The following is a 24,048-nucleotide window of genomic DNA, read 5'->3' as shown; positions in this document are numbered from 1 at the left end:
CCAATTCCTTGAACGGACCTTGTTCTAGCCTTCGGCGTTGGAGGCGGCCACGGCAGAGATCTCCACGCCTGCCTTCAAGTAGCGCATATCCCTGTCGGTCCCTCAGCAGTTGCCGGCCAATCAGTACTCGTCAACAGTCTTCCCCTCAGGCACCTGGAAACATGCCGAAGTAAGGTCCACGTAAATCATCGAGGGAGCATTGGAACTGGCTCGCTGCGTCCTGTCAAGCAGTCGGATATTGACCGAGAACTTCCTCTTCGTGGAATCAGCGATCAGCTCAAGGCTCTTGCTAGGGCTCTTATCTGGCCCGTAACTGACAATCTTCCAGTCATTCTTGGGGAGGTTCTCCTTCAGGCGCGCCATGGCCTGCTTCATGTCCTCAACAGACACCCCCGAGAGTGACCACGGGTGATGAATCGTGTAGAACTTTGCCGGGCCCTTGTCCCCGCACTGAGACACTCCTGGACCCGGCTGACTGATACGCCCTTGCAGACCAATTGCATCGAAGAGGTTGCTGGAAATATCCTTCGCCTCTTTTCGCGCTTCAGAGATCTGTCGAACCTCCGGCGTATATGCAGGTTCCTTACCAGAGTCGGTCACACTCGAACACCCCGCCAGCGTGGTAGATGCGGCAATCGCCACCATGACAATGAAGTTCTTTGGATGGTTCCCTTGAGATTGTTGAAGACTATTTAGCACGCTGAACTTCCTCATACTGGCTCACCACGACCGCTGCCTGGTTCCGAAGGCTCTCTGTCGGCTGAGTTCGTCCGGTTTCAGGGTCGAACTTCCATTTCCAATAGTCACTGTGACCCGTGGTATCGGTACTCATTTGATTGGCTCCAAAGACGTCGTCACTGGGGGAGATGAAGACGCCGCCACCGACCTTCCACTGTGCTCCGCCATGCCCGAACGCACCTATGTCCGGCACGAAATCCCAGTCGGCTTCCTCGTTCCACACGTGCCCCTTGGGGACGTCCAGGTCCGTGGCCTTTCCCACCTGAACACCAGGGCTTCCTGCGAGCACCACGTCATCGGCGTTGAGATCGCCCTGCCGCGCAGCGGAGCCTATAAGTGTGGTGCCGTAAGAGTGGCCGATAGTAGTGAGGTGGCCGCCGGCCTCCGTCCCGTTCGAGGCATTGAGGCCATCAATGAACTTATTGAACGCCGGTGCACCGTCATCCGCATAGTGACTGAATGGGGAATCCTTGACGATGTCTTGCGGCGCGTCGTACCCAAGCCAGGTAATGGTCGAGACCTTCTGACCCCCGGTCATTGGAACGGCCGCTCGCCAGAGATCGGTCATCCGGCTGATATCTCCTTGGATACCTGCGAGGTTCGATCCGGTACCAGGCACATAGACCGCAGTGTGGTCGGCTGTGTCCGGGTTTCCGTTGGCGATGATGGCACGACCGTTGCCATCTTCCCTGAACCCCAGCAAGTACGCCTTAGGAACACCTTCCTTGTCGCTGCTGTCAAAGCGGTTCTGGATGGCTTTCATCCCCCGGAGTCTGCCCTCAATTTCCTCCTTCTTCTGATTCCAATCCTTCCATTGCCGTGTCGGTTCGAGCACACCATGCATCGGTAGCCCAGTCACGGGGTTGATGCGCATCTGATAGTGCTCGGGCTCCTTCTTGAGCCAGGAGTTCAGTTGCAGCTGCATGCCGCCCCGCGCCTCGGCAAGTACGACACGATTTGCTTCATCACGTACGACGGAGGGGACCCCGTCCAGAGCGCCGATGCTCGCAGGGTAAAGGGCGGTGTACTCCTCGCGCTGCTCCTGTGTGAGGCTTTCCCACCACTTCTTGTTATCGGCAGGCGACTTGTCCTTAGGGATGTCGCTCTCCTTGAGAAAACCGCCAGCAGCTTTCCGCACGTCTTTCAGGTCCTGCCCTGCGTCGGCCCAGACCGAGTCGTCGACCTTCAGCCCTCGAGCCGCCTTGAGTTTGGTCAAGACCGACCGATAGCGCCCGTCCACCTCGACCGCATCACGTACCGCGGCGGCAATACGCTCGGCGATGTCCTCTGCTCTGCCCTTGTTGAGGTTGCCGCCCCCCTCGGCCTTGCCGGGGAAGAACGGGATGGGGGCGCCAGGCACCGCGGTACCACCCGTATCAGCGGCGAAGGGGACCGAAGCCGGGTACTGGACCGAGCCGTCCGGCTTCACTGTGAAGCCAAGCTGCTGCGCCTCATCCAAAGCGCTCTTGAGTTTCCTCTGCGGGCCGGCGAGTTCCGAAGCGAAGCCGTTCAGCGCGGTACGGATCAGACCGCACTCGGTGTGGATGTACTGGAAGTTGCGGCTCAACTGCTCCAGGTCGCTGATCGCGTCACTGGCTGTGTCACCGGACTGGGTGTCGCGGAGCTTCGCGAGCATCTCGCTGTCGACCCTGTCCTTTGCGGCTCTCGCGCGACTGCTGACCTCTGCCCAGCCCTCGGCTGCATCCTTGTATTCCTGGGCCTTGAAGTCCCGCAGCTGCTGCCAGGTAATCACCGTCACCGCCCCACCCTTGAGTCGCGACCCTGCTGCTGCGTAAACGAGCGCGCCACTCTCGCGTCGACCTCGCCAAACTCCTTGCCCGCCGCCCTGAGCGCGCCCTCCAGTCGGTGGCACTCGGCCTTAACGTCCGCGAGGCGATCGCTCCATGAGGTACGCACCTCGTTAAGGACCGCTGGAGTCATGAACCCTTCGAGCCCCCACGTGACACCCTCATGCGCGGTATTGAGCCTGGTTGCTGCGGAGCCTGTGCTCGCCTGCAAGGCAGTTGCGACACCGGAGGCAGCAGTCCATGGGCCCTGACTCGCTTTCAGGTCGGGAGATCCGCTGCCACCGCCACTTCCCCTCGCCTGCGTCGAGGCGAGCGTCATTCGGGCACTGCGATCAGGGTCTTGAGCCGCACCCACCGGCCCGTTTTGCGCTGCCTTGACCAGCTGGTCCCACTCCTCCAGGAACTCCATTTGCCCTCCCCAACCCACGGCCTGCTGCACACGGGATCGACGCTACACATGACAGCGCACTCCGTCACACGTACCGCTCCCTATACCGCCTGGGTACACATACTCAGTCTGGCCGACGCGCCTCAACGTGATCGCGTCAGCGGACCTCCAGAGGCGGCGTTACGGTCAGCGGAACTCAGACAAGGCTCAAAGCAGCCCAGCGCAGCACCACGCACATTTTCGCGCGCGATCACGTTTGCTGTCCTTCGTCTGCAGTCAGCCAACTGCCACACCGCATTTTCAGAATGGCATGAGGTGGACGCCCGTCCGATGCGCGCCCACCCCACAGCCATGCCATCCGTCGTTGCTAGTGGAAGAAACCAGCAGCACGACGGTCTGTCGCCTGGTAGTCCGCGCTGCCCGCACGGATCTTGGTGGAAACCTGCTGCAAGGTGCTCTGGATGTGGCTCGCCCGGGAGTTCCACTGCCGCTCCGCGGCCTGGAATGCCTGGTGTGCCTCGCCCTCCCAGGAATCGGAGACACGCCTGACCGCGCCCCAGATCTTGTCGAGCTCGGCCTGCAGTTCCTTTGCGGCCCGCTCAATATCGGCGGCGGTCTGCTCCAGAGCGCCATAAGTAACCCGAAGGTTCTGGTCGCCGGCCATACTCTCCCCCACTTCTCGGAGTTGATACTCGGTGGTTGTGATGTGCCAGCCGGGGGCTATGCCCCGGCCCTACGGCACTGGCTAGTAGTTGCTGATGCCGCTGGCTGAGCCGGGGGCGAGGTGGCCACCCGGCGCGCCCCCGTTCACGTCGATGCTCCGGAAGCTGGACAGCACCTCGGAGTCATTGGCGTCGCTGGTGACGCTGGTGCGGGCAACGGCGTCGTTGATGCCGTCGAGCATGCGGCGCAGCGCGGCGTGGTCCTCGTTGAGCGCGTTCTGTGCCTGCCGGAAGGCGCTCGCACCCTGGCCCGTCCACGCGGTCTCGACGGCCGCGATGGCGTTCACCAGCGTCCGCAGCTGGGCCGACATCGACTGGCTGCCGCTCTGGATCTCGCTCTTGAGCTTCTCGATTTCCGCATACGTAAGTGCGGTGTTCCCTGCCATGATCCGCCTTCCCCCAGGAGTGAGTTATCAAGCCGAGAATATCTTTCGGCCCTCGACTTCGATTGAAAGCCGCATCCCTCTCTGGATGCGACCCGATTATCTAGCTGCTCTCTCAGTAAGCGACCGCAGTCTCGATCCCCTTTCTCGAAGTCATAGTTGCGTTTGCCGACGCCGGGCGATCACAAAGCCGCCAAGAATGAGAGCCAGTACCGCGGCACCGACTCCGGCGATGATCGGCCAGGTTGTGGAGCCATTGCCGTCCACCTGACGGGTCTGCTTCTGCACCGCGCCAGCGCTGTCCTTGCTGCGCTCTGGTTGCGGCGTCGTGGACGGCGCGGCAGTCTCGCGGGCGGCGAGCAGCGGGTTGACGTCAGCGGGACCGGGATCGCCCTCCTTGTCCAGCAAGACCTTGCGTGGCCGGACAATCCCGTAGCCCAGGTACTGGCTCGGAACCTTGCCGTCCTCCGGCTTGCCGGCGGTCTCCATCATGGCCCGCAGAACCTGGTTGTTGGTCCAGTTCGGGTGGGAAGCCCAGATCAGGGCCGCCGAGGCCGATGCAATTGCGGTGGCGTAGCTAGTGCCGTCTGCAGTGCATCCCACCAGTTCCTTTGTGCACCGGGTCGGAATGTCGACTCCTGGTGCTGCCAGTGCCACTTGAGGCCCATGAACGGAGAATTTTGCTACTTTCAGCGTTTTGTCGACTGCGCCGATCCCGACGGCTCCTGGGAGGCTTGCGGGATAGGCAGGGGCATTTCCCTCGGCACTGTGATTCCCCGTGCCCGCAAAGATCAGACTCCCTTTCTTGTTCGCATAGTCAACCGCTGGTTGCAGCTCGGCCTTCGCTTCCTTGCTGGCTCCTCCGGCACGGGAGATGTTGATGACCTTCGCCCCCTGATCCGCTGCGTAGCGGATGGACTTCGCCATGCTGGTGATCCCGTTTACTCCTCCGGCGCGGACGGGCAGGACTTTCGATCCCGGCGCCAGACCCCAGGCTCCGTCTCCGCTCCGCCGACCAGCGATGACCATCGCCATACTCGTGCCATGGCCCTCGGCGTCATAATTCGCGCTGCGTTCTTGCCCCGAGAAGTCCCTTCCGGGCATCAGCTGACCGCGCAGCTCAGGTACGGAGTCATCGACACCGCTGTCGATCACAGCAACGGTGACGCCTTCTCCCGTGCTGGTCTGCCACATGCGCTCGGCCTGCATCGCGTCCAGATACCACTGGCGTGATCTCTTGTCTGCCGCAGCAATTGGTGGTGCGAGCAAACCCAGGCATAGGGCCGAGAGGGAGATGCACACAGCCAGCCGGAATGGGTTCTTCCACCGCACGCGAATTGCCACACGAGTCACGGTGCGGTTGCCTCCTGTCCCTTGCACGATCGGGCCGGGGCTATTCGATGACGGGTGGCATGACAGGTCGGTGTTGCGTCGTCCACGTCTCGTCATCCTCCTGAAGGTAGTCGGGCCGTTGAGCGGAGCTACGCCGTCCTCGGGAAGATGACGGCACCCCCGGCACGACGTGCGTGGCACTGGAGGGGTTCCCCCGGGCCAAACCGGTGCCTCCCGACGTGAAGTCCCCCGCCACACCACGCGATGTCTGCGCTCTGCTGCCTGTCCCTCCCTGTTCAGACGCCGAGCCGTGTACCCCACGGTGTTGCTCCCCACCCATTACTGGTCCACCGGTCCCCGCGCCTACAGTGCCGCCGGGCTCGTATGCCCAGCGACGCCCTGGGCCCCCGTGGCTCACACTGCTGCTGGCACTGCCCGGATGGCCGCCGCCCGGAATGCCCCGAGCCATCGAGCCACGTTCCTCGCCCATGACCAGCCCACGGGGCCTATCCATCATCTCCCCGCGATGCGAGGCCAGGCGCTTGCCAGAACTTCCCGTCCCCTCGCCAGTCGTTCCGCTTCCAGAGGCAGGGGGATTCCCTCCGGAAACCACCGGCCTGGACGGGGAAACGCCGTGTTCCTCACCCATCACGGTCCCGCCCGGCAACCGCGGACGTCCGGCTGCGGTGTCCCGTTGAGCGGTAGTGCCGACGATGCCTTCCCTCATGGCGCTGCGGGATCGCTCCTGCACCATGCCGGAGCGGGCGGTATCGGGCTGCGGGGCCCGTGTCGTCTTTCCACGCTCCGTGGGGGCCTTCACTGTCCCGGGGATCGCATGTGGACCAGGTACGACGGGATTGGTGGGATTTCCGGAGATCCCAGGGTTGGTAGGAATCGCATTGCCCTGCGACGGCATCGTATCGGGCGTGATCACAGGCGCGGTGGCGTTGACAGCCATCCCGACGTGCTGGTCCTGATGCCCGGCAGCAGGAGTAACGGACCGGTGCCCCCCTGCGTGTTGCTCACCGCTGCTATTGCTCCACGCGGAAGTTGCTGCTGGAGCGCCCGCCGCGCTCACGCTCCCACTGTTCGAGGACTGGTCCAGGACATAGTTCGTACCGACGCCTTCGCCCCAACCCGCTGGCGACGGTACGAACCCCGAAGCCGGCCTGAAGTTCGGCGGTTCCTGGCTCTCGATCTTCGCCTGGGCCGTGCGGTAGTAGGAGGCCAGCCGGTTCATCGCGGCTACGGCCTCGTCGCGCTCCGGGTCCTTCATGATGAGCGCGTCCGTGGCGCTGCGCGCAGCGGGTGCTGCGCCGTCGAGTTCGACGAAGTTGCCCTGCTTGGGTGCGGGCATCAGCTTGGCCGAGCCCAGTGCGCCTGCGGCGTCTGTCAGGGCGTCTCCGGTGTTGGTGGCGAACTGTGCCAGCTTGTGGCTCTCCTTGACGGTGTCGTGGCCCCACTCGCGGAAGGCTTCAGCACCCTCGCCTTCCCACTGCACCTGCTCGATGTGCGCCTTGAGCTCTGTAGCGATCCGTTCGATCTCCTTGCCGGCGTCGGCAAGGCAGGCGCCCTTGTACCCGATCTCCATGTGGTCCCCGTCGGCCACCATGCCGTACAGGGACTGGTGCGTGGCGTTCTCGAAGTTGGTGCAGCCGTGCCAGCTGGAGTTCCCCGCCATCTCTCTTCCTCTTCCCCCTCGCGTCAGATGCCGTCGGCGCCCGCGGACTGCCCTTCGCCCCTGCCCGGAGCGGCAGGACTGGCGGCATCGGCGGGCTGCTGCTCCGGCCGCGGTGCCTTGTACAGCTCCTGAGTGCGGTGCTGGATGGCCGCCAGGCGGTCCTTCACGCTCGTGTCGATGCCCTCGTAGCCGTGCTCGGCGACCTGGGAGCCGATGCCCAGCGTGTCGATCTGGTCGCCGAACGCCTTGGAGAACGTCTCCAGCTGGGTCAGCACCTTCTCGTACGCCGAAGCCAGGCCCTCCGCCTCGCCGAACCCCTGCCCGAAGGAAGCCGGAGCGATCCTGCGGTGGCTCAGCGTCCCAGGGGCGGCGTTCGATGCCTTCAAACGCTCCAGCAGGGCATCAACGCGCTTCTTGAAGTTCGCCAGCGTTTCGGCCTCGACGGCCAGGTCGGCGCTCTTGTCCTGCGGCGCCGCCCCGTTCACCCGCGTACCTGTGGTCGCGTCAGCCTCCATGGCGCGTCCCTCCCCCGGAAACTGCTACTCGTAAGTCACCAACGTCAGGAGCCACTCTAGCTACCACCTCTGACAACGACCGCCCGTTTTGCGCTCACGCGTTCGAAAGCTCCAACTGCCTGTTAGTCGTAACAGCAAGAGTAGTTGACCGTGCTTTCGAACTCATGAGCTCAGGCCCCGTCGACATGAGTACGGCTACTCATTGACGCGCGTGGCCCGCCCGCGTATGTCCCGTTTGCGTATGTCCCGCCAGACGACTGCCGTGCCCGCGATGACCGCGACGGCGACGCCGCCCGCCCCGATGCCGTACGTCGCGTACCGCTCCATCCGCTGCTGCGGGCTCTCGCCATTGGGCCAGGCGGTGGGGTCCGGGAATGGGGCCTTGGCCAGGCCGCTGTCCGCGCTCGGGCGGTCGATGGGGTGGGCGTCGTCGGTGAGGGCGCGTACCGGGTCGACGACGCCCCAGCCTACGAAGGGGTCTTTGCCGTTGACGGTGCGTTCGGCGGTCTGCTCGATCTGGGCGACGATCTGGTGCTCTTTCCAGTCCGGGTGCTTGGCCTTCAGCAGGGCGGCGACGCCGGCGGCGTAGGGGGCGGAGAAGCTGGTGCCGTTGTCGACGCACTGGCCGCCCTTGGGGACGGTGGAGACCATGTCCACGCCGGGGGCGGCCACGCCGATGAAGTCGCCGCTCTGGGAGAAGGGGGCGCGCTCGTTGTTGCGGTCGGAGGAGGCGACGGCGAGCACGCCGTCGTATGCGGCTGGGTAGGTCTCTTTGAGCTGGCCGTCGAGGCCGTCGTTGCCTGCCGAGGCGACGACGACGATGTTCTTGTGCCGGGCTTCCTTGATGGCAGCCGCCAGGTCGGAGGTGGTGGTCAGCGGCTTGGTGGTGTCCTGGGAGATGTTGATGACGTGCGCGTCGGCGGCGATGGCCTTGCGGATGGCCTGGGCCAGGGTGGCGGCGGTGCCGGTGCCCTTCTCGTCGTTCTGGCGGAAGGGGATGATCGTGGCTTCGGGGGCCAGTCCGACGAAGCCGGTGCCGGCGCGTGGGCGGGCGGCGATGATGCCGGCGACCTTGGTGCCGTGGCCCACCGGGTCGTACGTGCCGTCCGTCGGTGCCTTGGGATCCCCCGCCGTTCCGTTCCGGCCGTCCTTGGTGTTGTGCAGGAAGTCCCAGCCGTGCTTGGCGTCGACGGCTTCGCTCAGCTGCGGGTTGGTGTTGTCGACGCCGGTGTCGATGACGGCGACGCGTACGGGGCGGCCGTGCGCGTCCCGGCCCTTGGTGTCCTGCCACAGCTGGTCGAGGACGACGCGCTGCAGGGCCCAGGGGCGTTCCTTGATCTGTTGCTTCATGGGGAAGGTGCAGACACCGTTGCCCTCAGGGACCGGGGTCACGCCCTCACCGTCCTCGGCGCGGGCGACACCGGCTGGGGCTACGGGTGCAATGCCCCCGATCAGTGCCACGAGCAGGGTGGCCGCCGCGTGTGCGGCTGGTGTTCTCCTCCTCACTGCGTCTCCCCGTTCCTTATGAGCCCTGGGGCTGGCGGGCGGCGTTCGCATCCAGCCGGGGTCCCATCGGCAGGAACTGCGACCAGTTCGTCGGCACCAGCACCGGTTTGATGTCCTTGTAGCCGAGGAGGGTCTGTGCCCGGTTGGTCTCCTGCGGGCGCTCGCCAGAGTGCTGTTCCTTGGCTGTGTCTGGGTTACCGATGCCGGATTGTTTGGCGTTGCTGTCGTTATTCGTCTGGACCCCGTAGCGCAGGCCGGTGTCCGTGACGAGGAAATGCGCTCCGGAACTGGCGTCGCCCGGCTGGATCTGCTTGTAGAACAGGCCGGTTCCCGGGGTGACGTAGGCGCTGGTGCCGCCGTTGGCGATCTGCTGGGGGAAATCTGCTCCCGCCCAGGTGCTCAGCTCCGTATTGCCGATCTTCGACACCGCGCGCAGCACGCTGCAGACCGTACTGCGGTCGCCCTGCGCCGTGGCCGTGTTGACCTGCTCGGCAACGCTCTGCGGCCAGTGCTTCTCGGCGAACAGGTGCTCCGCCTGCGGGGTGAAGGACTGTGCGTCCACCTCGGTGGGGCGGTTGTGCTGCTCCAGCGGGGCCGTCTGCTTGGAGAACAGGAGCAGCTTGGCCACGAAGTCGGAGACGGGGATGACCTTGCCCGGGAGTACGACGTAGTGCTGGGTGCCGGCGCCGGTCGTCGCGCGCAGCACCATGCCGGTGCGGTTTTCGCGTGCGCCGAGGCCGTTGACGTGGGCGGGCTGGTTGACCGTATCGGGCAGGGTGGGGAAGGCGATCGGGGTGCCGTCGTGGAAGGTGGCGAGCCAGTCCTTGGTGACCTGCTGTGGCTGTCGGTTGCCCACCAGGGCGCGCAGCAGCAGTTCCGTGTCAGCGCCGCCGTCGATGAGGTACTTGGTGCCCTTCGGGTCGATCAGATAGCGGGGCCCTCCGGACTCCTCGGATCCTCTGGTTTCTTGGACGTAGAGGGTCTGGCCGCCGTGGAGCCGGCCCGGTCCCTCCACCTTGTCCGTGTCGCGGTCGGCAAAGAGGAAGGTGGCCTTCTGTACGGACTTGCCGTTGCTGCCGGGCTGTTCGCAGACCGCCCAGCGTTTGCCCTTCGCTGCCTCGGCCGCTTCCGGGAGACGGTCGGGGGCGTAAGGGATGCCCAGGGTCGGACCGTGGGGGAGTTTTCCGCTGTCCAGCTCGCTCTCGTCCACCTTGAGTACGTCGAACCGGTCGGGCTTGAGCAGCAGCCGGGCGGAGGCCATGTTCAGGACGGGGTGCAGCTGCTTCTTGCCGCCTGTCTCCAGGACCACGTACAGGGTGGTGGATTTGCTGCCGAGGATGACGTGTGCGCCGGGGGTGTCCCAGCCCTTGGGGGCCTTGGGGCGGAACATGCCCCAGGCGCCGAATCCGGCCAGGACGAGTGCGGCGATGACCAGGCCGGGCAGTACCGCGCGCAGTGGGCTCGGGGCGCCCTCGTCCGTACGGTCCGGGGAAGGCTGCAGGAACGCGGCCACCAGACGTTTCTTGGCGAAGGTGTAGCCGTTGAGCTCGTCCCGCCGTGATGCCATGACGCTGCGCTTCCCCCCTGCTTCCTCTGCGGCCGTTCCTCAGCCGTCCGGTCCTGCGTGTTCTCGGGCCTCGGGCCCCTGGCGTTTCCTCAGCCGCTGGTCATGCTCCGTGCCCGGCTGTACAGGTCCAGGACCGCCAGGCACAGCGGCATCAGGGACAGCAGCAGGAATCCGTCGGCGAGATCGAGCACTCGGCCCCAGAAGGGCGTCAGCCCCTTCTTCGGCACGGTCAGCGCGACCGTTGTTACCAGCGCCACCGCGCCGATGACCACGAGTGCCAGCCACAGCGTACGCAGGTCCAGCGGGGTGCGGTCTCCGGTGAGGAAGTCGTTCAGCGTCCCGGCGGGCGGGTTAAAGGCCACGCCCAGTAGAAGGAGGGAGAGCGCTGTCAGACCGGCGACGGCCGTGCAGGCGACCTGGGCGGTGTAGCGGAAGAGCCGGGCGCGCAGCAGCGTCGCCAGGCCGGTGGCGAGGGCGAGGAGCTGTGACCATATGGAGGAGGAGAAACCCAGGACGCTCGCGGCGCCGACGAGGACCGCGCAGCAGCCGCCGAGCAGTCCGAGCAGCAGCTCATGTCCGCGGCGGGCCTGAGCGGCGACGCGCTCCTCGTCGACGGGGTCCAGGCCGACGGGCTCCTCACCAACCCTCACCTCTGCCCCCGCCTCCCGTCCCTCGTTCAGGCTGCGCGGTGTGACGTACCCGATGGGCAGCCGGGCCAGGCGTGTGGCCAGTCCCGGCAGGAAGGCCATCAGGCCGATGGCCACTGGCGTGCAGACGGCTGCGACCTGGGTAGCCGTGGCTTCGCTGATGATGGCGAGGAATGCGGCGAGGGTGCCGATGGCCGCGGCGAACGTGGCGGCGATGAACGGCGCATCACCGGACGGCGACAGCACGACCAGCGTGACGGAGACCACGAGTACGGCAATACAGCCCAGCAGGAACTGCAGTCGCCCGGCCCCGTGGCCGGCGTCCGGGCCGACGATCCCCGAGCCTGCGCACAGCACGACCGGCAGTGCGCCCAGGCCGAGTGCGACGGCGGGCGGCTGGTCCCCGTAGACCCGGGCCCGGACCCCCGCGAACGCGGCCAACAGCACACCGGCCGTGCCGGCGATCACGCCCGGCAGACCGTGCATGTCGTGCCGTACCGGGTCGGCGGACCACAATACGAGGGCGAGGAGGACGAGCAGCACCCCGACGCCGATCAGGCCCGCCCCGCGCAGCAGGCCGTCGTTCCACAGGCGCCGGTCGCGGGTGACAGCCGCGGCCACCGCGTCGGAGACATCGTCGAAGACCGCCGGGGGCAGCGACTGCGCGAAGGGGCGCAGGTGCAGCATTTCGCCGTCGACGACGCGCTGGTCGGCGAGCGTACGGGCGCTGTCGAGGGCGCTGCCGTCGGCGCGGAAGAGGTAGTAGCCAGTCGGCGCACCCGGGGGCTGTCGTTGGCCGGTCAGGCGCAGGATCTCCGGGTAGATGTCGGAGACCGGGATGTTCTCGGGCAGCGCCACGTCGATACGGCTGTCGGGGGCGACCACCGCGACCCTGCGGAAGCCGGTTCCCGTGCTCGTGCTCATCGTGTTCAGCTCTGCCCCCTGCTCACTGGTCATCCGGCCACTCGGCTACTCGGTCACGTAGTCACCGCCACGGTCGCTCCGTACGCGGTCGGTGCCGCGACGCCATCGTGCCACCGCACTTCTGGGCCACCGGCTCCTTTGCGTCATCGCGCCGTGCAGCCCTTCCCATCTGTCACATTAGTCGGCAGTAGGATCGCCTGGTGCGGGGGGCGCCGTCGCCAGGGGGCGATCGGTACGGAACTTCCCTCCGTGTCGAGGGATTGATGCTCGGTGAGCCAGATCGTCGTCAAGCGCCCGCCGCGGGCGCTTCCGCCCGGCCCCGCCACGGACGAGCTGCAGCTGCAGGCCCCGCCGGAGCTGCCGCGCGGCCAGCAGGAGGGCGTGCTGATGCAGCTCCTGCCGATGATCGGCATGGGCTCGTCGGTGGTGTTCTTCTTCATGCCGGGCCTGCCTGGCTTCATGCGCATCATGGGCGCGCTGATGCTGCTTTCGACGATTGGCATGGTCATCGCCCAGGTCGTCCGCTACCGCAGAGGCACCCAGGGCGAGATGGCGCAGAGCCGCCGGGACTACCTCAAGTACCTGGCGCAGACCCGCCGTCGGATCCGCCGTACGGCCACCGCCCAGCAAGGCGCCCAGCACTACCTCCACCCCGCGCCCGACCAGCTGTGGTCCCTCGTCGCCGAGGGCAGCCGCATCTGGGAGCGCCGCATCGGCGACGCCGACTTCGCCCAGGCCCGCATCGGCCTGGGCACCCAGCAACTGTCCACCCCGCTCGTCGCCCCCGACACCGCCCCCGTCGACGAACTCGAACCGCTGACCGCCGGCATCATGCAGCGCTTCCTGGCCGCCCACGCCTCCCTGCACAACATGCCGGTCGCGGTCTCCCTGCGCGCCTTCTACCACCTCACCGTCTCCGGCGACCCAGCCTCCGCGCAGGGCGCGGCCCGCGCAATGATCGGTCAGCTCGTCACCCTGCACTCCCCCGCCGACCTCCTGGTCGCCGTGGTGGCGGCCCCCGGCGCCGTCGGACGCTGGGAGTGGACGAAGTGGCTGCCGCACGCCCAGCTGCCCGGCTCGGCCGACGGGGCCGGCACCCGGCGTCTGTTCACCGACGACGTCACCGAACTCGAAACCCTCCTGGCCGGCCACCTCGCCGACCGCCCCCGCTTCAGCCGCGACGCCCCGCCCCTCCTCGACCAGCCTCACCTCGTCGTCATCCTGGACGGTGGCATGGTCCCCGCGGACTCCGCGCTCGCTGCGCCCGAGGGCCTCCAGGGTGTCACCGTCATCGAGGTCGTCTCCGGCGAGCTCGACGAGCCCCGCGGCGGTCTGTCGGTATCCGTCCACCCGAGCCGCCTGCGTCTGGAGTCCGCCGTCTCGGTCTATGACGGCACTCCCGACCTGCTCTCCCTGGAACGCGCCGACACCCTCGCCCGCCAGCTCGCACCTCTGTACGTGGACGGCACGGACGAGGACGAACCGCTCCTGGCCAACCTGGACTTCACCGACCTCCTCGACCTCGGCGACCCCGCCCACATCGAGGTCGCCCGCACCTGGCGCCCCCGCTCCCAGGCCGAACGCCTGCGCGTCCCGATCGGCATCGACGAATCCGGCCAGCCCGTCATGCTCGACCTCAAGGAAGCCGCCCAGAACGGCATGGGCCCGCACGGCCTGTGCGTCGGCGCCACCGGCTCCGGCAAGTCCGAGCTCCTGCGCACCCTCGTCCTGGGCCTGTCGGTCACCCACTCCTCCGAGACCCTCAACTTCGTCCTCGCCGACTTCAAGGGCGGCGCCACCTTCGCCGGGATGTCCGCCCTGCCTCACGTCGCCGCCGTCATCACCAACCTCGCCGACGACCTCTCCCTGGTCGACCGCATGGGCGACTCCATACGCGGTGAACTCCAGCGCCGCCAGGAGCTGCTACGCCAGGCCGGCAACTTCGCCAACATCCACGACTACGAAAAGGCCCGGGCCGCCGGCCACGCCCTCGACCCGCTGCCGTCCCTCGTCATCGTCATCGACGAGTTCAGCGAGCTGCTCACCGCCAAGCCCGACTTCATCGAGATGTTCATCCAGATCGGCCGCATCGGCCGGTCCCTGGGTGTCCATCTCCTCCTCGCCTCCCAGCGCCTGGAGGAGGGCCGCCTGCGCGGCCTGGACACCTACCTCTCCTACCGCATCGGCCTGCGCACCTTCTCCGCCGCCGAATCCCGCGTCGCCCTCGGCGTCCCCGACGCCTACCACCTCCCATCCGTCCCCGGCTCCGGCTACCTCAAGCACGGCACGGACGAGATGACCCGCTTCAAGGCCGCCTACGTCTCAGGCCCCCACCACTCAGCCAACAGTCCTACGGACCACGGCGCCCTCCCCGTCCAGCAGCCCGCGGCCCTGTTCACCGCCACGCCCGTCCCCGTCGCCAGCACTCCGACCACGCAGCCCACCCCCGAGGTCCCCGCACCGGCCGACGACGCCCACGGCGCCTTGGCCGATACCGTCCTGGACGTCATCGTCCGCCGCCTGGACGGCCAAGGACCGCCCGCCCACCGGGTCTGGCTCCCGCCCCTGGATATCTCCCCCACCCTCGACCGACTCCTCCCAGCCCTGACCACCACCCCCGACCGCGGCCTGCACGCCTCCACCTACCGCGCCACCGGCCAGCTCACTGTCCCCTTCGGCCTGGTCGACAAGCCCTTCGAACAGCGCCGCGACCTCCTCCACCACGACTTCTCCGGCGCCACCGGCCACCTTCTCGTCGTCGGCGGCCCCCAGTCCGGCAAGTCCACCCTCCTACGCACCCTCATCAGCGCCTTCGCCCTCACCCACACCCCCCACGAGGTCCAGTTCTACGGCCTCGACTTCGGCGGCGGCGCCCTCAGCTCCATCGCCGGCCTCCCGCACGTCGGCTCCATCGCCTCCCGCCTGGACCCCGAACGCATCCGCCGCACCATCGCCGAAGTCGCCGGCATCCTCGCCCGCCGCGAGGAGTACTTCCGCACCCACAACATCGACACCATCGCCACCTACCGCCGACGCCGCGCCGAAGGCCACCTCCCCAACCAGCCCTACGGCGACGTCTTCCTCGCCATCGACGGCTGGGGCCCCTTCAAGGACGAATACGAACTCCTGGAACCGGTCGTCACCGACCTCGCCTCCCGCGGCCTCGGCTTCGGCATCCACGTCATCCTCACCGCCTCCCGCCACCTCGAAGTCCGCGCCGCCCTCAAGGACCAGATCCTCGGCCGCCTGGAGCTGCGCCTGACCGACCCCATGGACTCCGAATTCGACCGCAAAACCGCCGCCAACGTCCCACCCGGCGTCCCCGGCCGCGGCCAAACCCCCACCAAACTCCACTTCATGACCGCCCTCCCCCACACGCACCAGGCCGACGGCACCCCCACCGAACTCGCCGACACCACCACCGAGTTCGTCCATACCGTTACGGAAAACTGGTCCGGCCCCTCGGCCCCTGCCGTCCGGCTCCTCCCCCACGCCGTCCCCGCCGCCCACCTCCCCAAGGGCTCGGACTTCCCTCACCGCGGCATCGCCCTCGGCCTCGACGAGACCAACCTCGAACCGGTCTACGCCGACTTCGAAACCGACCCCTTCCTCCTCATCTTCGGCGAAAGCGAATCCGGCAAGACCGCCACCCTCCGCCACCTCGCCCACAAAATCGCCGAACGCTATACCCCGGACGAAGCCAAAATCGTCGTCGGCGACTACCGCCGCACCCTCCTCGACGCCATCCCCGACACCCACCTCCTCGAATACGCCCCCACCGACGACTCCCTCGACATCCACATGAACGCCCTCGCCGGCCTCATGGACCGCCGCCGCCCCACCCCCGACGTCACCCCCCAGCAACTCCGCGACCGCAGCTGGTGGACCGGCCCCCGCTTCTTCATCCTCCTCGACGACTACGACCTCATCGCCACCACCAACAACCCCCTAGCCATCCTGACCGACAAACTCCCCTACGCCCGCGACACCGGCATCCACCTCATCCTCACCCGCACCACCGCCGGCATCTCCCGCGCACTCTACGAACCCACCCTCCAACGCCTCACCGAACTCGGCGCCCAAGCCCTCATCCTCTCCGGCGACCCCAACGAAGGCGACATCCTCGCCAACATCCGCCCCCGCCCCATGCCACCCGGCCGCGCCCACTACATCACCCGCAAACGCGGCACATCCCTAATCCAACTCGGCTGGCAACCCGACCAATAACCGCACCCAGCCGGGTGGCTACCGACGGCAATTACTGTCGATAGGGCCTCCATGCCTATCGTGCACAGCCCGCCACCAGAAGAACCACTTCAGATCATCCGTCAAGCCGTCGGAGAATGAATTCTCGCCAAGCGGATTACCTTCTCAGCACAGGGATCGGCTCGGGGGGGGGGGAGGTGTCTTGGCCCGGCCCAGAACCAGCGGCATGTGGCTGTTGAGTCTACGACGCTCCGCTGGAGGCGCCCGGACATGCTGTCCGGGCGCCTCCAGCCGCAGGCTCGGCGGGACGTGCGGACGCGTGTTGACCAGCGCGGGGCATGATGGACTGACTGCTCGACAACTACAGTGGAACGTAGGGATGGAGACAATGAGCTGGCTGTCCACGGCATTGTTTGGCCACAGGGGTGAGACCGCCCATACAACCACCGGAAAGCGCTCGCCAGAAGCGGGCGCGTCCGCGGAGTGGACTGACGAGCCAGTGCCCGATGGGCCATTCAACCGACGAGTCGAGATAAATGTACAGATCGCTGATCGCCCCGAGGAAATCGCTCTAGCCAAGCGACTGTTCACGGATCGGGGATGGAGATTCAGATCTGGCGAAGGAGGCGACGGAGTTGAGCAGGAACAGGGCTTTGTTCCATGTCTCGTCGAAGTTCGTCTCGACGGAGCCAAATTCGGGTCCCGGGCGGGTGCGGTGGAACAGCTGCGTTCCGTTGCCGCCCACCGTTTGACGCTGGAGATCCGGGACGCACGGGTCATCAGCCCCCCTGCCCAGCAACCGACTCGGACGACAACCTGGCACGTTTACCGGAAGCCGATGTGGGGAAGCAGCGGGCGAGGTTTTAAAGGCAAGCTGGCGTCACTGTGGGTACACTTCGGGCGCGCCGACATTCAGCAGACAATTGTCCTCTCCGGCTCTTCGACCGACAAAGATGCCGCACGCGAGGCTCTTGCCCTCCGGACTTCGGGACAGTCAGGTTTCGACATACAGGCGCACGACGTGCGCCTGTCCATCGGCCCCAGGGCAACCAATACCAACAGGCACCTGACCTGGTGGCAGAAGTGGGGCAGTGCAGCCGCCCGGGGGCTCCTCATGCTGGGGCTCATGGCCTATGGCGGGCTCTTCCAGCACTTCACCGGCCTGTGGACCGCGCTGGGGGCCTTCCCGCTCCTGGCTACCGCGTGGTTTGTCGGGGAGTGGATCACCGGCAACGCACATCGCCCCCGCATCGTTCGATTGGCCGCCGGGGCGGTGATCGTTGGAGCACCTGTCCTACTGGGATACCTCTGGGAAGCAAAGGAAGCAGCCGGCGCTCCCTCCTTCGTCCCGTCCATTGCCATCGGCGGAGGGGCCTGGCTCATCATCCGAGGTTGTTGGTTCGCCCTCCGGAACTCATGGGTGAGCCGTCATCTCTTGGCCGTGTTGTCGTCCATTGTCCTCCCTCTCGCGGTAGCCATCCCAGCCTTCGGATATTTTCTCCAATTCGGCTACCTCGAAACGTTCGGCATTCCGACGAGTGCAGGAACTACAGAGGTCTTCTGGCAGTACGCGATCGCTCTGAAACCGACGGGTATCTGCCTGCTCTTCGTGGCCATCTTTGCTGCGATCGCAGGATGGCTGCGCCACTACCACTGGATAGCCTTCTCGCGGAACTGGGCCATGATCATGGTCCTGCTGCTCGCCCTCCTGTACACGCTCGTGGTATTGACCACGGGAATGTCCAGGGTGACCGCAGCAGCAGAGACCACCGCCCGGGATGCTATGAACGGGAAGCAGCCGAATCCTTACTTCGGAATCAAAGGCACGCTGATGTGCGTGACTCCCGTCTCCGGGAAAGTTCCCGTCTATAATGGCCCGTTGCCGAAAGGTCATCCTGTGCTCATTTTCGGGACGTCCAATGGGCGAATGTGGCTCTGGGATCCAGAACGCGCCAAGCATCCTGACGGACCCAAGCCGACCATGCACGTACAGCTGTTCAAGGTCTCCACATCGATTCCCAACGGAAATGGCCGTACCTGCACTGAATCTTGACGACTCAGCCTAGTTCCACCGGGCTTGCCGGAGTTCAGCCGTCGTCGGGAAGTATCCGGTCCCCAACGGCGGATATACACGGCAAGGTGTCGCAGGGTCAGCCGTCAGTCCGATGGTCTTGAGGCGCTGTGAGATCGGACGGCACGTCATCTGTGTGGTGATGTCGAGGCACCAGCCTGGCACCAGCAGCGGGACCTCGACCGCCGCGTCCGGGCTGATGGTCACCTCCTGCGTGTCGATGAAGACGGGCACCGGCAGCGACGACCTCAGCCGCGATCGGGCCGCGTCCACGGCCGCCGCGTCGCTCGTGATGGTCGTCTGCTCGACGTACCGCTCCAGCAGCCCGTAGTACGGATCGGCTCCGCCGGCCTCACCCGTCACATCGCCGTCCTCGTCCCCCGCACGATCCACCGGGTGCCCAGCGCTGTGCCGTCCTCGGCGACGACCAGGCCCTCGGGCAGGTCGGCGTCCGACAGGCGCCCCACCGTTACCGCGTGGGACTCGGGCAGAAGCACGATGCGGGAGCCAACCGCGGTGTAGTCGAGCCCGGTCTCCGCCAGGTCCCGCAGGTGGTCACCGGTCGACCAGCCCGCCAGGCACTGCGCGCGAAGCACTCCTACCGCCCACGTACGGGGAATACGGCCTCCACACGCACCTCGGCGCCGGAACCCCGCAGCCGGTGGCCGTTCCCATCTGGCTCCCCCACCGAGGACTCGAACCTGCGGCCATGACCTGCGTCAGGTTCTGCGTCGTGCTCTCCGTCGGGGCATCGCACCGAGCCCGTGTGCCATACCGGGCTTAGCCCGCCAGTTGCACCGACGATCACACGTGCACGCCTCCTGGCGGGCCTGGAGTACGTACACAACCGCGTGCACAACCAGTGCACATTCACGCGGGAACTTCCGGGAAACCGCAGGTCAGGGGAGGCAGTCCGTCGGGGCGCACAACGGCCCTCACCAGGGTGTTTTCCCTGGTCAGGGGAGGAAAGGCGGACGAGTCGGCCTGTACGCCGGGTACACCTGGCTGAACCGCTAGGGCCTGCCTGATGGGTCAGTCGCCGGGCCCGCCAGGCGGCCCTGGGACACGACGGCCGTTACTGAGCGGCTTGGAAGCGGGCTGGAGTAGACAACGCTCGTGGTGACGGAGCCCAGAGCGGCGATGCGGCCCGTGGTGCGTTCCAGGTCGCGCATCGAGCGAGCGACAACCTTGAGAACGAAGCAGTCCTCGCCCGTTACGTGGTGGGCCTCCTCGATCTCGGGTGTGGTCTTGAGCAGGTCGTGGAACGGCTTGTAGTTGCCCGTGGGGTAGCGGAGCCGGACGAAAGCAAGGATGTCGAGCCCCAGGGCCTCGGGGCTCACGACGGCGGAGTAGCCGGAGATGACACCGCTTTCCTCCAGCCGTCGGACTCGTTCCGTGACGGCGCTCGGCGACATGGAGACGCTACGGGCCAACTCGGCATAGCTGGCACGCCCGTTGCGTTGCAGGGCTTCTAGGATGCGTATGTCGGTAGTGTCAAGGGATTCAGCGGCCATGGCCGATAAATACCACGGAGTCCACGGCGAAAGGCGAGCAGAGGCGTGGATCGTGGGTTATAAGGGAAGGGGTAGAAAGCATAGCGTTCAGGGCATGACCAAGACCCAGCTCAGCGCCGCCCTTCGGGTACCGCCGGCGGCACCCGCCGAGGCGGCCACCTTCTTTACCGCACGCCTCGCCTTCCAGGCAGATGTGTCCGATGTCCATGCCTCGCTGGAATCCGACAGCCCAGGCTTCGTGCTCGTCGACTCACGGGGAGACGCCGCGTGGGCGCAGGCACACGTGCCAGGTGCGGTGCACCTGCCCACTGCCGAGATCGCGGAGCGCGCCGCAAGCCTGTTGGATCCGGCGGTTCCGATCATCACGTACTGCTGGGGGCCCGGCTGCGACGGCGCGACCCGTGCGGCGCTCGCCTTCGCCCAGCTCGGCTACCGCGTCAAGGAGATGATCGGCGGGATCGAGTACTGGATCCGCGAAGGGCTCCCCGTCGAGGGGCCAGACGGCGTTGAGCAGCGGGTGGCTGACCCGTTGACGGCACCGGTCGGGTCCGCGCACTGCGCTTGCTAATAGGTGGATCTCCGGCGAGTCACCCTCGCAGCCAGAGGCGGCCGCGGTGACGGTGACCGCGCGATCCGGCGGTGGCTTCGTTGAGGGGCGGCCGAACAGTTCTCAGCCGGGTTGGCGGACGGGAGAGCAACGGTTGTCGCAGGATCGCCTGAGTTGGAAGCGGCGGCGTGCTTCCGCCAGGCTGTACGTGCCGTTGAGCCCGCCTCTGACAATCGCGGCATCGTGGTCATCCTGGCCATCGTCTTCCCATGAGCAGACGCGGCACATTTCGAAGCCACCGCGTTCCCTGAGGGTCATGTGAAAGCAGCAGGGGCAGGCGCAGGAGCCGTCCTCCGGCACGCCGTGGTTGTTGATGAATGGCACAGCCACCTCCCCATAGTGCATGAAGCCGCGTTGGGGCAGGCCAAAGAGTCATAGGTGACCTACCGGACACCCCCTACTCCGGACAGGTGTACCGACATGGGAAGACGTCAATTTCCGACGCCCCATTCTCCATAAAGGGTGACCGTGTCAGCGATGCAGAGGGAAAGCCGCGATGTCACCCACACCAGCCCCACCCACTCACCTGGGCGATGAACCGAGCCCCGCTCAACCGCTCCGGGTACCGCCCGACGAAGTCACTGCGCCCGGGGAGATCACACTCGAAGTGCCGGATGAGGTGCCGAGGCTGTCCTTGGCCGCTGCCGCCGTTCTATTGGAGATCTTCGTCGCCGCTGCCGACCAGCTCCCGCACCGCCCGGACAGCGTTCCAGCTGGCGCTCTTGCGGAGAGTCGCTGTACGACAGGACGTCCGCCCTGCCCCACCACTACCTGTGACCTGCATGCCGGGGCGGTTGAGTCGGAAGGACTTTCCAGATGACGGCCTTCGCCTTCGCCGGCCGGTGTTCCACCGAAGATCTGCAGGACCCGGAGGCTTCCCGGGACTGGCAGCTCACCCGCGCCAGAACACTCGTTGAACCGGCGGGCGGCCGCATCGTCGCCGAGTACTTCGACGTCGGGCACAGCCGTTCGCTGCCGTGGAAGCGCCGGCCGCGTGCCTCCCAGCTCCTCGATGCCCTCAAGGATCCCGATCGCGGCTTCGAGGCGGTGGTCGTCGGTGAACCTCAGCGGGTCTTCTATGACAACCAGTTCAGCCTGACCTTCCCGCTCTTTGTGCACTACGGCGTCGAGTTGTGGGTTCCCGAGGTCGGCGGGCGGGTTGATCCCAACAGTGAAGCCCATGACATGGTGATGTCCGTCTTCGGCGGCATGAGCAAGGGCGAACGCAACCGCATCAAGATCCGCGTCCGGGCCGCCATGTCCTCCCAGGCTCAGCTCGAAGGCCGCTTCCTCGGCGGCCGACCACCGTACGGCTACCGGATCGTGGACGCCGGACCGCACCCCAATCCGGCCAAGGCAGCCGACGGTAAGCGTCTACACCGGCTCGAAATTGATCTCGTCGCCGCCCCGATCGTCCAGCGCATCTTCCGGGAGTACGTCGAGGGCCGCGGCTTCTACGCCATCGCTGAGGGGCTGACTGCCGACGGCATCCCGTGTCCGTCCGCACATGACCCGGCGCGAAACCGGCACCGGGAAGGCCTCGCCTGGACCAAGGGAGCCGTCCGCGCCATTCTCGTCAACCCCCGCTACACCGGCCACCAGGTCTGGAACAAGCAGCGAAAACAGGAAATCCTCCTCGACGTCGAGGATGTCGCGCTCGGCTATGAGACCCGGATGCGGTGGAACGGCTCCGACGCATGGATGTGGTCCAAGGAGATCGTCCACCCGCCGGTCATCGACCGCGCCGACTTCCACCGCGTCCAGGAAGTGATGGCCGCGCGCGGCACCAGCCGCCGCGTCACCAAGGAGCGCCGGGGCCGCTGCCACGACTACCAGCTGCAGGGACTGGTCGACTGCGGGCTCTGCCAGCGCATCATGGGCACGCAGTGGTCGCACGAGACGGCCTACTACCGGTGCCGTTTCCCCCTCGAATACGCGCTGGCCAACAAGATCGCCCATCCCCGCAACATTCTGTTCCGCGAGCAGGACGTCGTACCGCGGCTCGACCAGTGGATCTCCCTGCAGTTCGCCCCCGGCCACAAGACCGCCACCATCGAGCGGATGCATCAGGCCCAGCTCATGCGCGCGCAGAGGGCCGACCTCTCCGCAGAGGCGAACGCCGTCGTCCGCGACTGCAACGTCAAGCTCGCCCGGTACCGGTCGCTGATCGACTCCGGAGCTGCCAGCTCGGAGACCGTCGCCCAGTGGATCGCGGAGACCGAAACCCGCCGCGCCAGCGCAGCAGCCCAGATGCGCACCCGCAAGCCCACCCTGCTCACCCGCACCCGGATCACCGAGCTCGTCGACGCAGCGGGCAGCACGGCAGACGTGCTGCAGACCGCTCCCGGAGACAAGAAGAACCGGTTGTACCGGGCGCTGGGGGTACGCATGACATACCAGCCCGCGAAACGCATCATGCGGGTCGGGATTGCTCCCGACCCGCATGACGTTGGTCAATGGAAAGTGTCCGAGGTCCGAGTTGTACCGGGAGCCTACGGATCACGCCGCTCACCGCCGAATTGGAGCTGGTTTCAGCGTAGTCACAGATCGGAGTCCTTGGAAGGGGCTTCAGGCAAGAGATGCCCATTGGGCACCATGTGCTTAACGGGCATCTCGCCCGGCAGGATGGGGCCAAGGCCGAGACTCCTGACGAGTGCCTCCACTCCTGCCTGCTTCGCCGCAGCACCACAGACGCTCCGATAGCGGAGCTCACCGCAGCACCGCTGGAAAGGCCGGACTGAGGACCGTATCCGGGCCACCAGGAGCATTTCTCCTCCGCCGGAGAGCCGCGATGTCTGCCGCCCAGCCCCACCTACCTATTCAGGTTCATCTCCACCCTCGTGGAGAGAGCACGGTAATTCGGCGCAGGCCCGGCAACGGCGAACCGAGATGCATTCGGCGTTGCCGTGGGTACTGAACTTGATTGGGTGATGTCGGCCCGGTTTGCCTGCCGGTCGGCCTCCGCTACCCGGAATCCCGAACCGCACCCTCGCCCAACTACACGCCCGTCTACCGTCACACGACGGCACCTGCACAGATCAACTCTGACAGTTATTCAGACACAGGCCCCGGCCGTGCCGGAGTACTGCCGCTGGACACCAGCCGACGTGACCCCCTTCTTCAGGAAGCCGGTGTCGTCCACGACCAGCACGCCGTCCGGGCAGCCCAGCCGCTCGGCGATGTACTCCTGGACGTCGTCGCGCACCTCGTCCGGGTCCCAGCGGCATGAGGCCAGCAGCCGCTGCAGCCCATCCGGTGTCCCGTGACCGTGACCTGCGTACTCCGCCAGCTGCCAGCCGTTCTTCCTGCCGACCGGCCCCAGTAGCCCCCGCACGTAGTCCCGCATCCGCCGCCGCGGCTCCGCGCGGCAGAACCGTCCGCCCACCCGCACCAGCAACGACTCCAGATCAGCCGACCACGATCCGATCTCCATACGTTC

18 protein-coding genes and 1 pseudogene are annotated in these 24,048 nt (G+C 66.5%); 4 read left to right on the top strand and 15 right to left on the bottom strand.

The features are described from left to right. Nucleotides 1-120: 120 nt before the first annotated feature. From ACFY12_RS08130 to eccD, 10 genes are all read right to left on the bottom strand, one after another. Nucleotides 121-714, bottom strand: a complete 594-nt coding sequence (locus ACFY12_RS08130; protein ID WP_390714896.1) for a hypothetical protein — start codon at nucleotides 712-714, stop codon at nucleotides 121-123. After that, nucleotides 689-2,497 (bottom strand): alpha/beta hydrolase, encoded by a 1,809-nt coding sequence (locus tag ACFY12_RS08125; RefSeq protein WP_390714895.1) that lies wholly within the window; start codon nucleotides 2,495-2,497, stop codon nucleotides 689-691. Before ACFY12_RS08125 ends, ACFY12_RS08130 begins: the two co-directional genes overlap by 26 nt. An 804-nt stretch (nucleotides 2,498-3,301) precedes the next feature. Then, nucleotides 3,302-3,598 carry a WXG100 family type VII secretion target gene (locus ACFY12_RS08120; RefSeq protein ID WP_390714894.1) on the bottom strand — a complete coding sequence of 99 codons (297 nt, stop codon included), beginning with the start codon at nucleotides 3,596-3,598 and terminating at the stop codon, nucleotides 3,302-3,304. 81 nt (nucleotides 3,599-3,679) lie between these two features. Then, complete coding sequence (locus ACFY12_RS08115) at nucleotides 3,680-4,042, bottom strand: WXG100 family type VII secretion target (RefSeq protein WP_150239401.1); 363 nt, start codon at nucleotides 4,040-4,042, stop codon at nucleotides 3,680-3,682. Between the two features lie 150 nt (nucleotides 4,043-4,192). Further along, the gene (locus ACFY12_RS08110; protein WP_390714893.1) at nucleotides 4,193-5,383 is read right to left on the bottom strand and encodes a S8 family serine peptidase; all 1,191 of its coding nucleotides are present in this window, start codon (nucleotides 5,381-5,383) and stop codon (nucleotides 4,193-4,195) included. A gap of 49 nt (nucleotides 5,384-5,432) precedes the next feature. Beyond that, nucleotides 5,433-7,052 (bottom strand): WXG100 family type VII secretion target, encoded by a 1,620-nt coding sequence (locus ACFY12_RS08105; RefSeq protein WP_390714892.1) that lies wholly within the window; start codon nucleotides 7,050-7,052, stop codon nucleotides 5,433-5,435. A gap of 23 nt (nucleotides 7,053-7,075) precedes the next feature. After that, nucleotides 7,076-7,567 (bottom strand): hypothetical protein, encoded by a 492-nt coding sequence (locus ACFY12_RS08100; protein WP_390714891.1) that lies wholly within the window; start codon nucleotides 7,565-7,567, stop codon nucleotides 7,076-7,078. Nucleotides 7,568-7,762: 195 nt separating this feature from the next. Continuing rightward, nucleotides 7,763-8,917: a type VII secretion-associated serine protease mycosin gene (gene mycP / locus ACFY12_RS08095; RefSeq protein ID WP_390715083.1), complete on the bottom strand. Its 1,155-nt coding sequence runs from the start codon at nucleotides 8,915-8,917 to the stop codon at nucleotides 7,763-7,765. 172 nt (nucleotides 8,918-9,089) lie between these two features. Further along, nucleotides 9,090-10,640 (bottom strand): type VII secretion protein EccB, encoded by a 1,551-nt coding sequence (gene eccB / locus ACFY12_RS08090; RefSeq protein ID WP_390714890.1) that lies wholly within the window; start codon nucleotides 10,638-10,640, stop codon nucleotides 9,090-9,092. Nucleotides 10,641-10,729: 89 nt separating this feature from the next. Beyond that, nucleotides 10,730-12,211: a type VII secretion integral membrane protein EccD gene (gene eccD, locus ACFY12_RS08085; RefSeq protein WP_390714889.1), complete on the bottom strand. Its 1,482-nt coding sequence runs from the start codon at nucleotides 12,209-12,211 to the stop codon at nucleotides 10,730-10,732. Between the two features lie 270 nt (nucleotides 12,212-12,481). On the opposite strand from eccD, the gene eccCa reads away from it, so the two are divergent. After that, on the top strand, nucleotides 12,482-16,438 hold the full coding sequence (gene eccCa / locus ACFY12_RS08080; RefSeq protein ID WP_390714888.1) for a type VII secretion protein EccCa: 3,957 nt from the start codon (nucleotides 12,482-12,484) through the stop codon (nucleotides 16,436-16,438). Nucleotides 16,439-16,805: 367 nt separating this feature from the next. Further along, a complete protein-coding gene (locus ACFY12_RS08075) occupies nucleotides 16,806-18,470 on the top strand; it encodes a hypothetical protein (protein WP_390714887.1) in 1,665 nt (554 codons plus the stop codon). Nucleotides 18,471-18,479: 9 nt separating this feature from the next. Here the strand turns inward: ACFY12_RS08075 and ACFY12_RS08070 are convergent, their stop codons facing one another. The 3 genes from ACFY12_RS08070 to ACFY12_RS08060 all read right to left on the bottom strand — a co-directional run bounded on the left by ACFY12_RS08070 (nucleotide 18,480) and on the right by ACFY12_RS08060 (nucleotide 20,002). After that, nucleotides 18,480-18,851 carry a hypothetical protein gene (locus tag ACFY12_RS08070; protein WP_390714886.1) on the bottom strand — a complete coding sequence of 124 codons (372 nt, stop codon included), beginning with the start codon at nucleotides 18,849-18,851 and terminating at the stop codon, nucleotides 18,480-18,482. Beyond that, nucleotides 18,848-19,084, bottom strand: a complete 237-nt coding sequence (locus ACFY12_RS08065) for a hypothetical protein (RefSeq protein ID WP_390714885.1) — start codon at nucleotides 19,082-19,084, stop codon at nucleotides 18,848-18,850. The genes ACFY12_RS08070 and ACFY12_RS08065 overlap by 4 nt, the downstream gene beginning before the upstream one ends. 417 nt (nucleotides 19,085-19,501) lie before the next feature. After that, a complete protein-coding gene (locus ACFY12_RS08060; protein ID WP_390714884.1) occupies nucleotides 19,502-20,002 on the bottom strand; it encodes an Lrp/AsnC family transcriptional regulator in 501 nt (166 codons plus the stop codon). Between the two features lie 94 nt (nucleotides 20,003-20,096). Between ACFY12_RS08060 and ACFY12_RS08055 the strand changes: the two genes are divergently transcribed. Then, nucleotides 20,097-20,570: a rhodanese-like domain-containing protein gene (locus ACFY12_RS08055; RefSeq protein WP_390714883.1), complete on the top strand. Its 474-nt coding sequence runs from the start codon at nucleotides 20,097-20,099 to the stop codon at nucleotides 20,568-20,570. 102 nt (nucleotides 20,571-20,672) lie between these two features. On the opposite strand, the gene ACFY12_RS08050 is transcribed toward ACFY12_RS08055, so the two are convergent. Then, nucleotides 20,673-20,954 carry a CPCC family cysteine-rich protein gene (locus ACFY12_RS08050; protein ID WP_390714882.1) on the bottom strand — a complete coding sequence of 94 codons (282 nt, stop codon included), beginning with the start codon at nucleotides 20,952-20,954 and terminating at the stop codon, nucleotides 20,673-20,675. Between the two features lie 471 nt (nucleotides 20,955-21,425). On the opposite strand from ACFY12_RS08050, the gene ACFY12_RS08045 reads away from it, so the two are divergent. Then, on the top strand, nucleotides 21,426-23,312 hold the full coding sequence (locus ACFY12_RS08045) for a recombinase family protein (protein WP_390714881.1): 1,887 nt from the start codon (nucleotides 21,426-21,428) through the stop codon (nucleotides 23,310-23,312). 364 nt (nucleotides 23,313-23,676) lie between these two features. On the opposite strand, the pseudogene ACFY12_RS08040 reads toward ACFY12_RS08045, so the two are convergent. Then, nucleotides 23,677-24,042, bottom strand: a pseudogene (locus ACFY12_RS08040) (transposase); the annotation flags it as partial. Nucleotides 24,043-24,048 lie beyond the last annotated feature (6 nt).

The organism is Streptomyces sp. NPDC001339 (assembly GCF_042895955.1).
In the GTDB taxonomy this organism is placed as follows: domain Bacteria; phylum Actinomycetota; class Actinomycetes; order Streptomycetales; family Streptomycetaceae; genus Streptomyces.
The sequence above is the reverse complement of the archived record's forward strand: the minus strand, read 5'-3'. Positions and strand labels throughout refer to the sequence as shown.

What these genes read in the sequence shown, in the direction of transcription:
- ACFY12_RS08100 (WP_390714891.1), bottom strand. Translation starts at nt 7,567, where the DNA reads ATGGAGGCTGACGCGACCACAGGTACGCGGGTGAACGGGGCGGCGCCG.
- ACFY12_RS08075 (WP_390714887.1), top strand. Translation starts at nt 16,806, where the DNA reads ATGAGCTGGCTGTCCACGGCATTGTTTGGCCACAGGGGTGAGACCGCC.
- ACFY12_RS08050 (WP_390714882.1), bottom strand. Translation starts at nt 20,954, where the DNA reads ATGCACTATGGGGAGGTGGCTGTGCCATTCATCAACAACCACGGCGTG.
- ACFY12_RS08105 (WP_390714892.1), bottom strand. Translation starts at nt 7,052, where the DNA reads ATGGCGGGGAACTCCAGCTGGCACGGCTGCACCAACTTCGAGAACGCC.
- eccB (WP_390714890.1), bottom strand. Translation starts at nt 10,640, where the DNA reads ATGGCATCACGGCGGGACGAGCTCAACGGCTACACCTTCGCCAAGAAA.
- ACFY12_RS08060 (WP_390714884.1), bottom strand. Translation starts at nt 20,002, where the DNA reads ATGGCCGCTGAATCCCTTGACACTACCGACATACGCATCCTAGAAGCC.
- eccD (WP_390714889.1), bottom strand. Translation starts at nt 12,211, where the DNA reads ATGAGCACGAGCACGGGAACCGGCTTCCGCAGGGTCGCGGTGGTCGCC.
- ACFY12_RS08120 (WP_390714894.1), bottom strand. Translation starts at nt 3,598, where the DNA reads ATGGCCGGCGACCAGAACCTTCGGGTTACTTATGGCGCTCTGGAGCAG.
- ACFY12_RS08045 (WP_390714881.1), top strand. Translation starts at nt 21,426, where the DNA reads ATGACGGCCTTCGCCTTCGCCGGCCGGTGTTCCACCGAAGATCTGCAG.
- mycP (WP_390715083.1), bottom strand. Translation starts at nt 8,917, where the DNA reads ATGAAGCAACAGATCAAGGAACGCCCCTGGGCCCTGCAGCGCGTCGTC.
- ACFY12_RS08130 (WP_390714896.1), bottom strand. Translation starts at nt 714, where the DNA reads ATGAGGAAGTTCAGCGTGCTAAATAGTCTTCAACAATCTCAAGGGAAC.
- ACFY12_RS08055 (WP_390714883.1), top strand. Translation starts at nt 20,097, where the DNA reads ATGACCAAGACCCAGCTCAGCGCCGCCCTTCGGGTACCGCCGGCGGCA.
- ACFY12_RS08115 (WP_150239401.1), bottom strand. Translation starts at nt 4,042, where the DNA reads ATGGCAGGGAACACCGCACTTACGTATGCGGAAATCGAGAAGCTCAAG.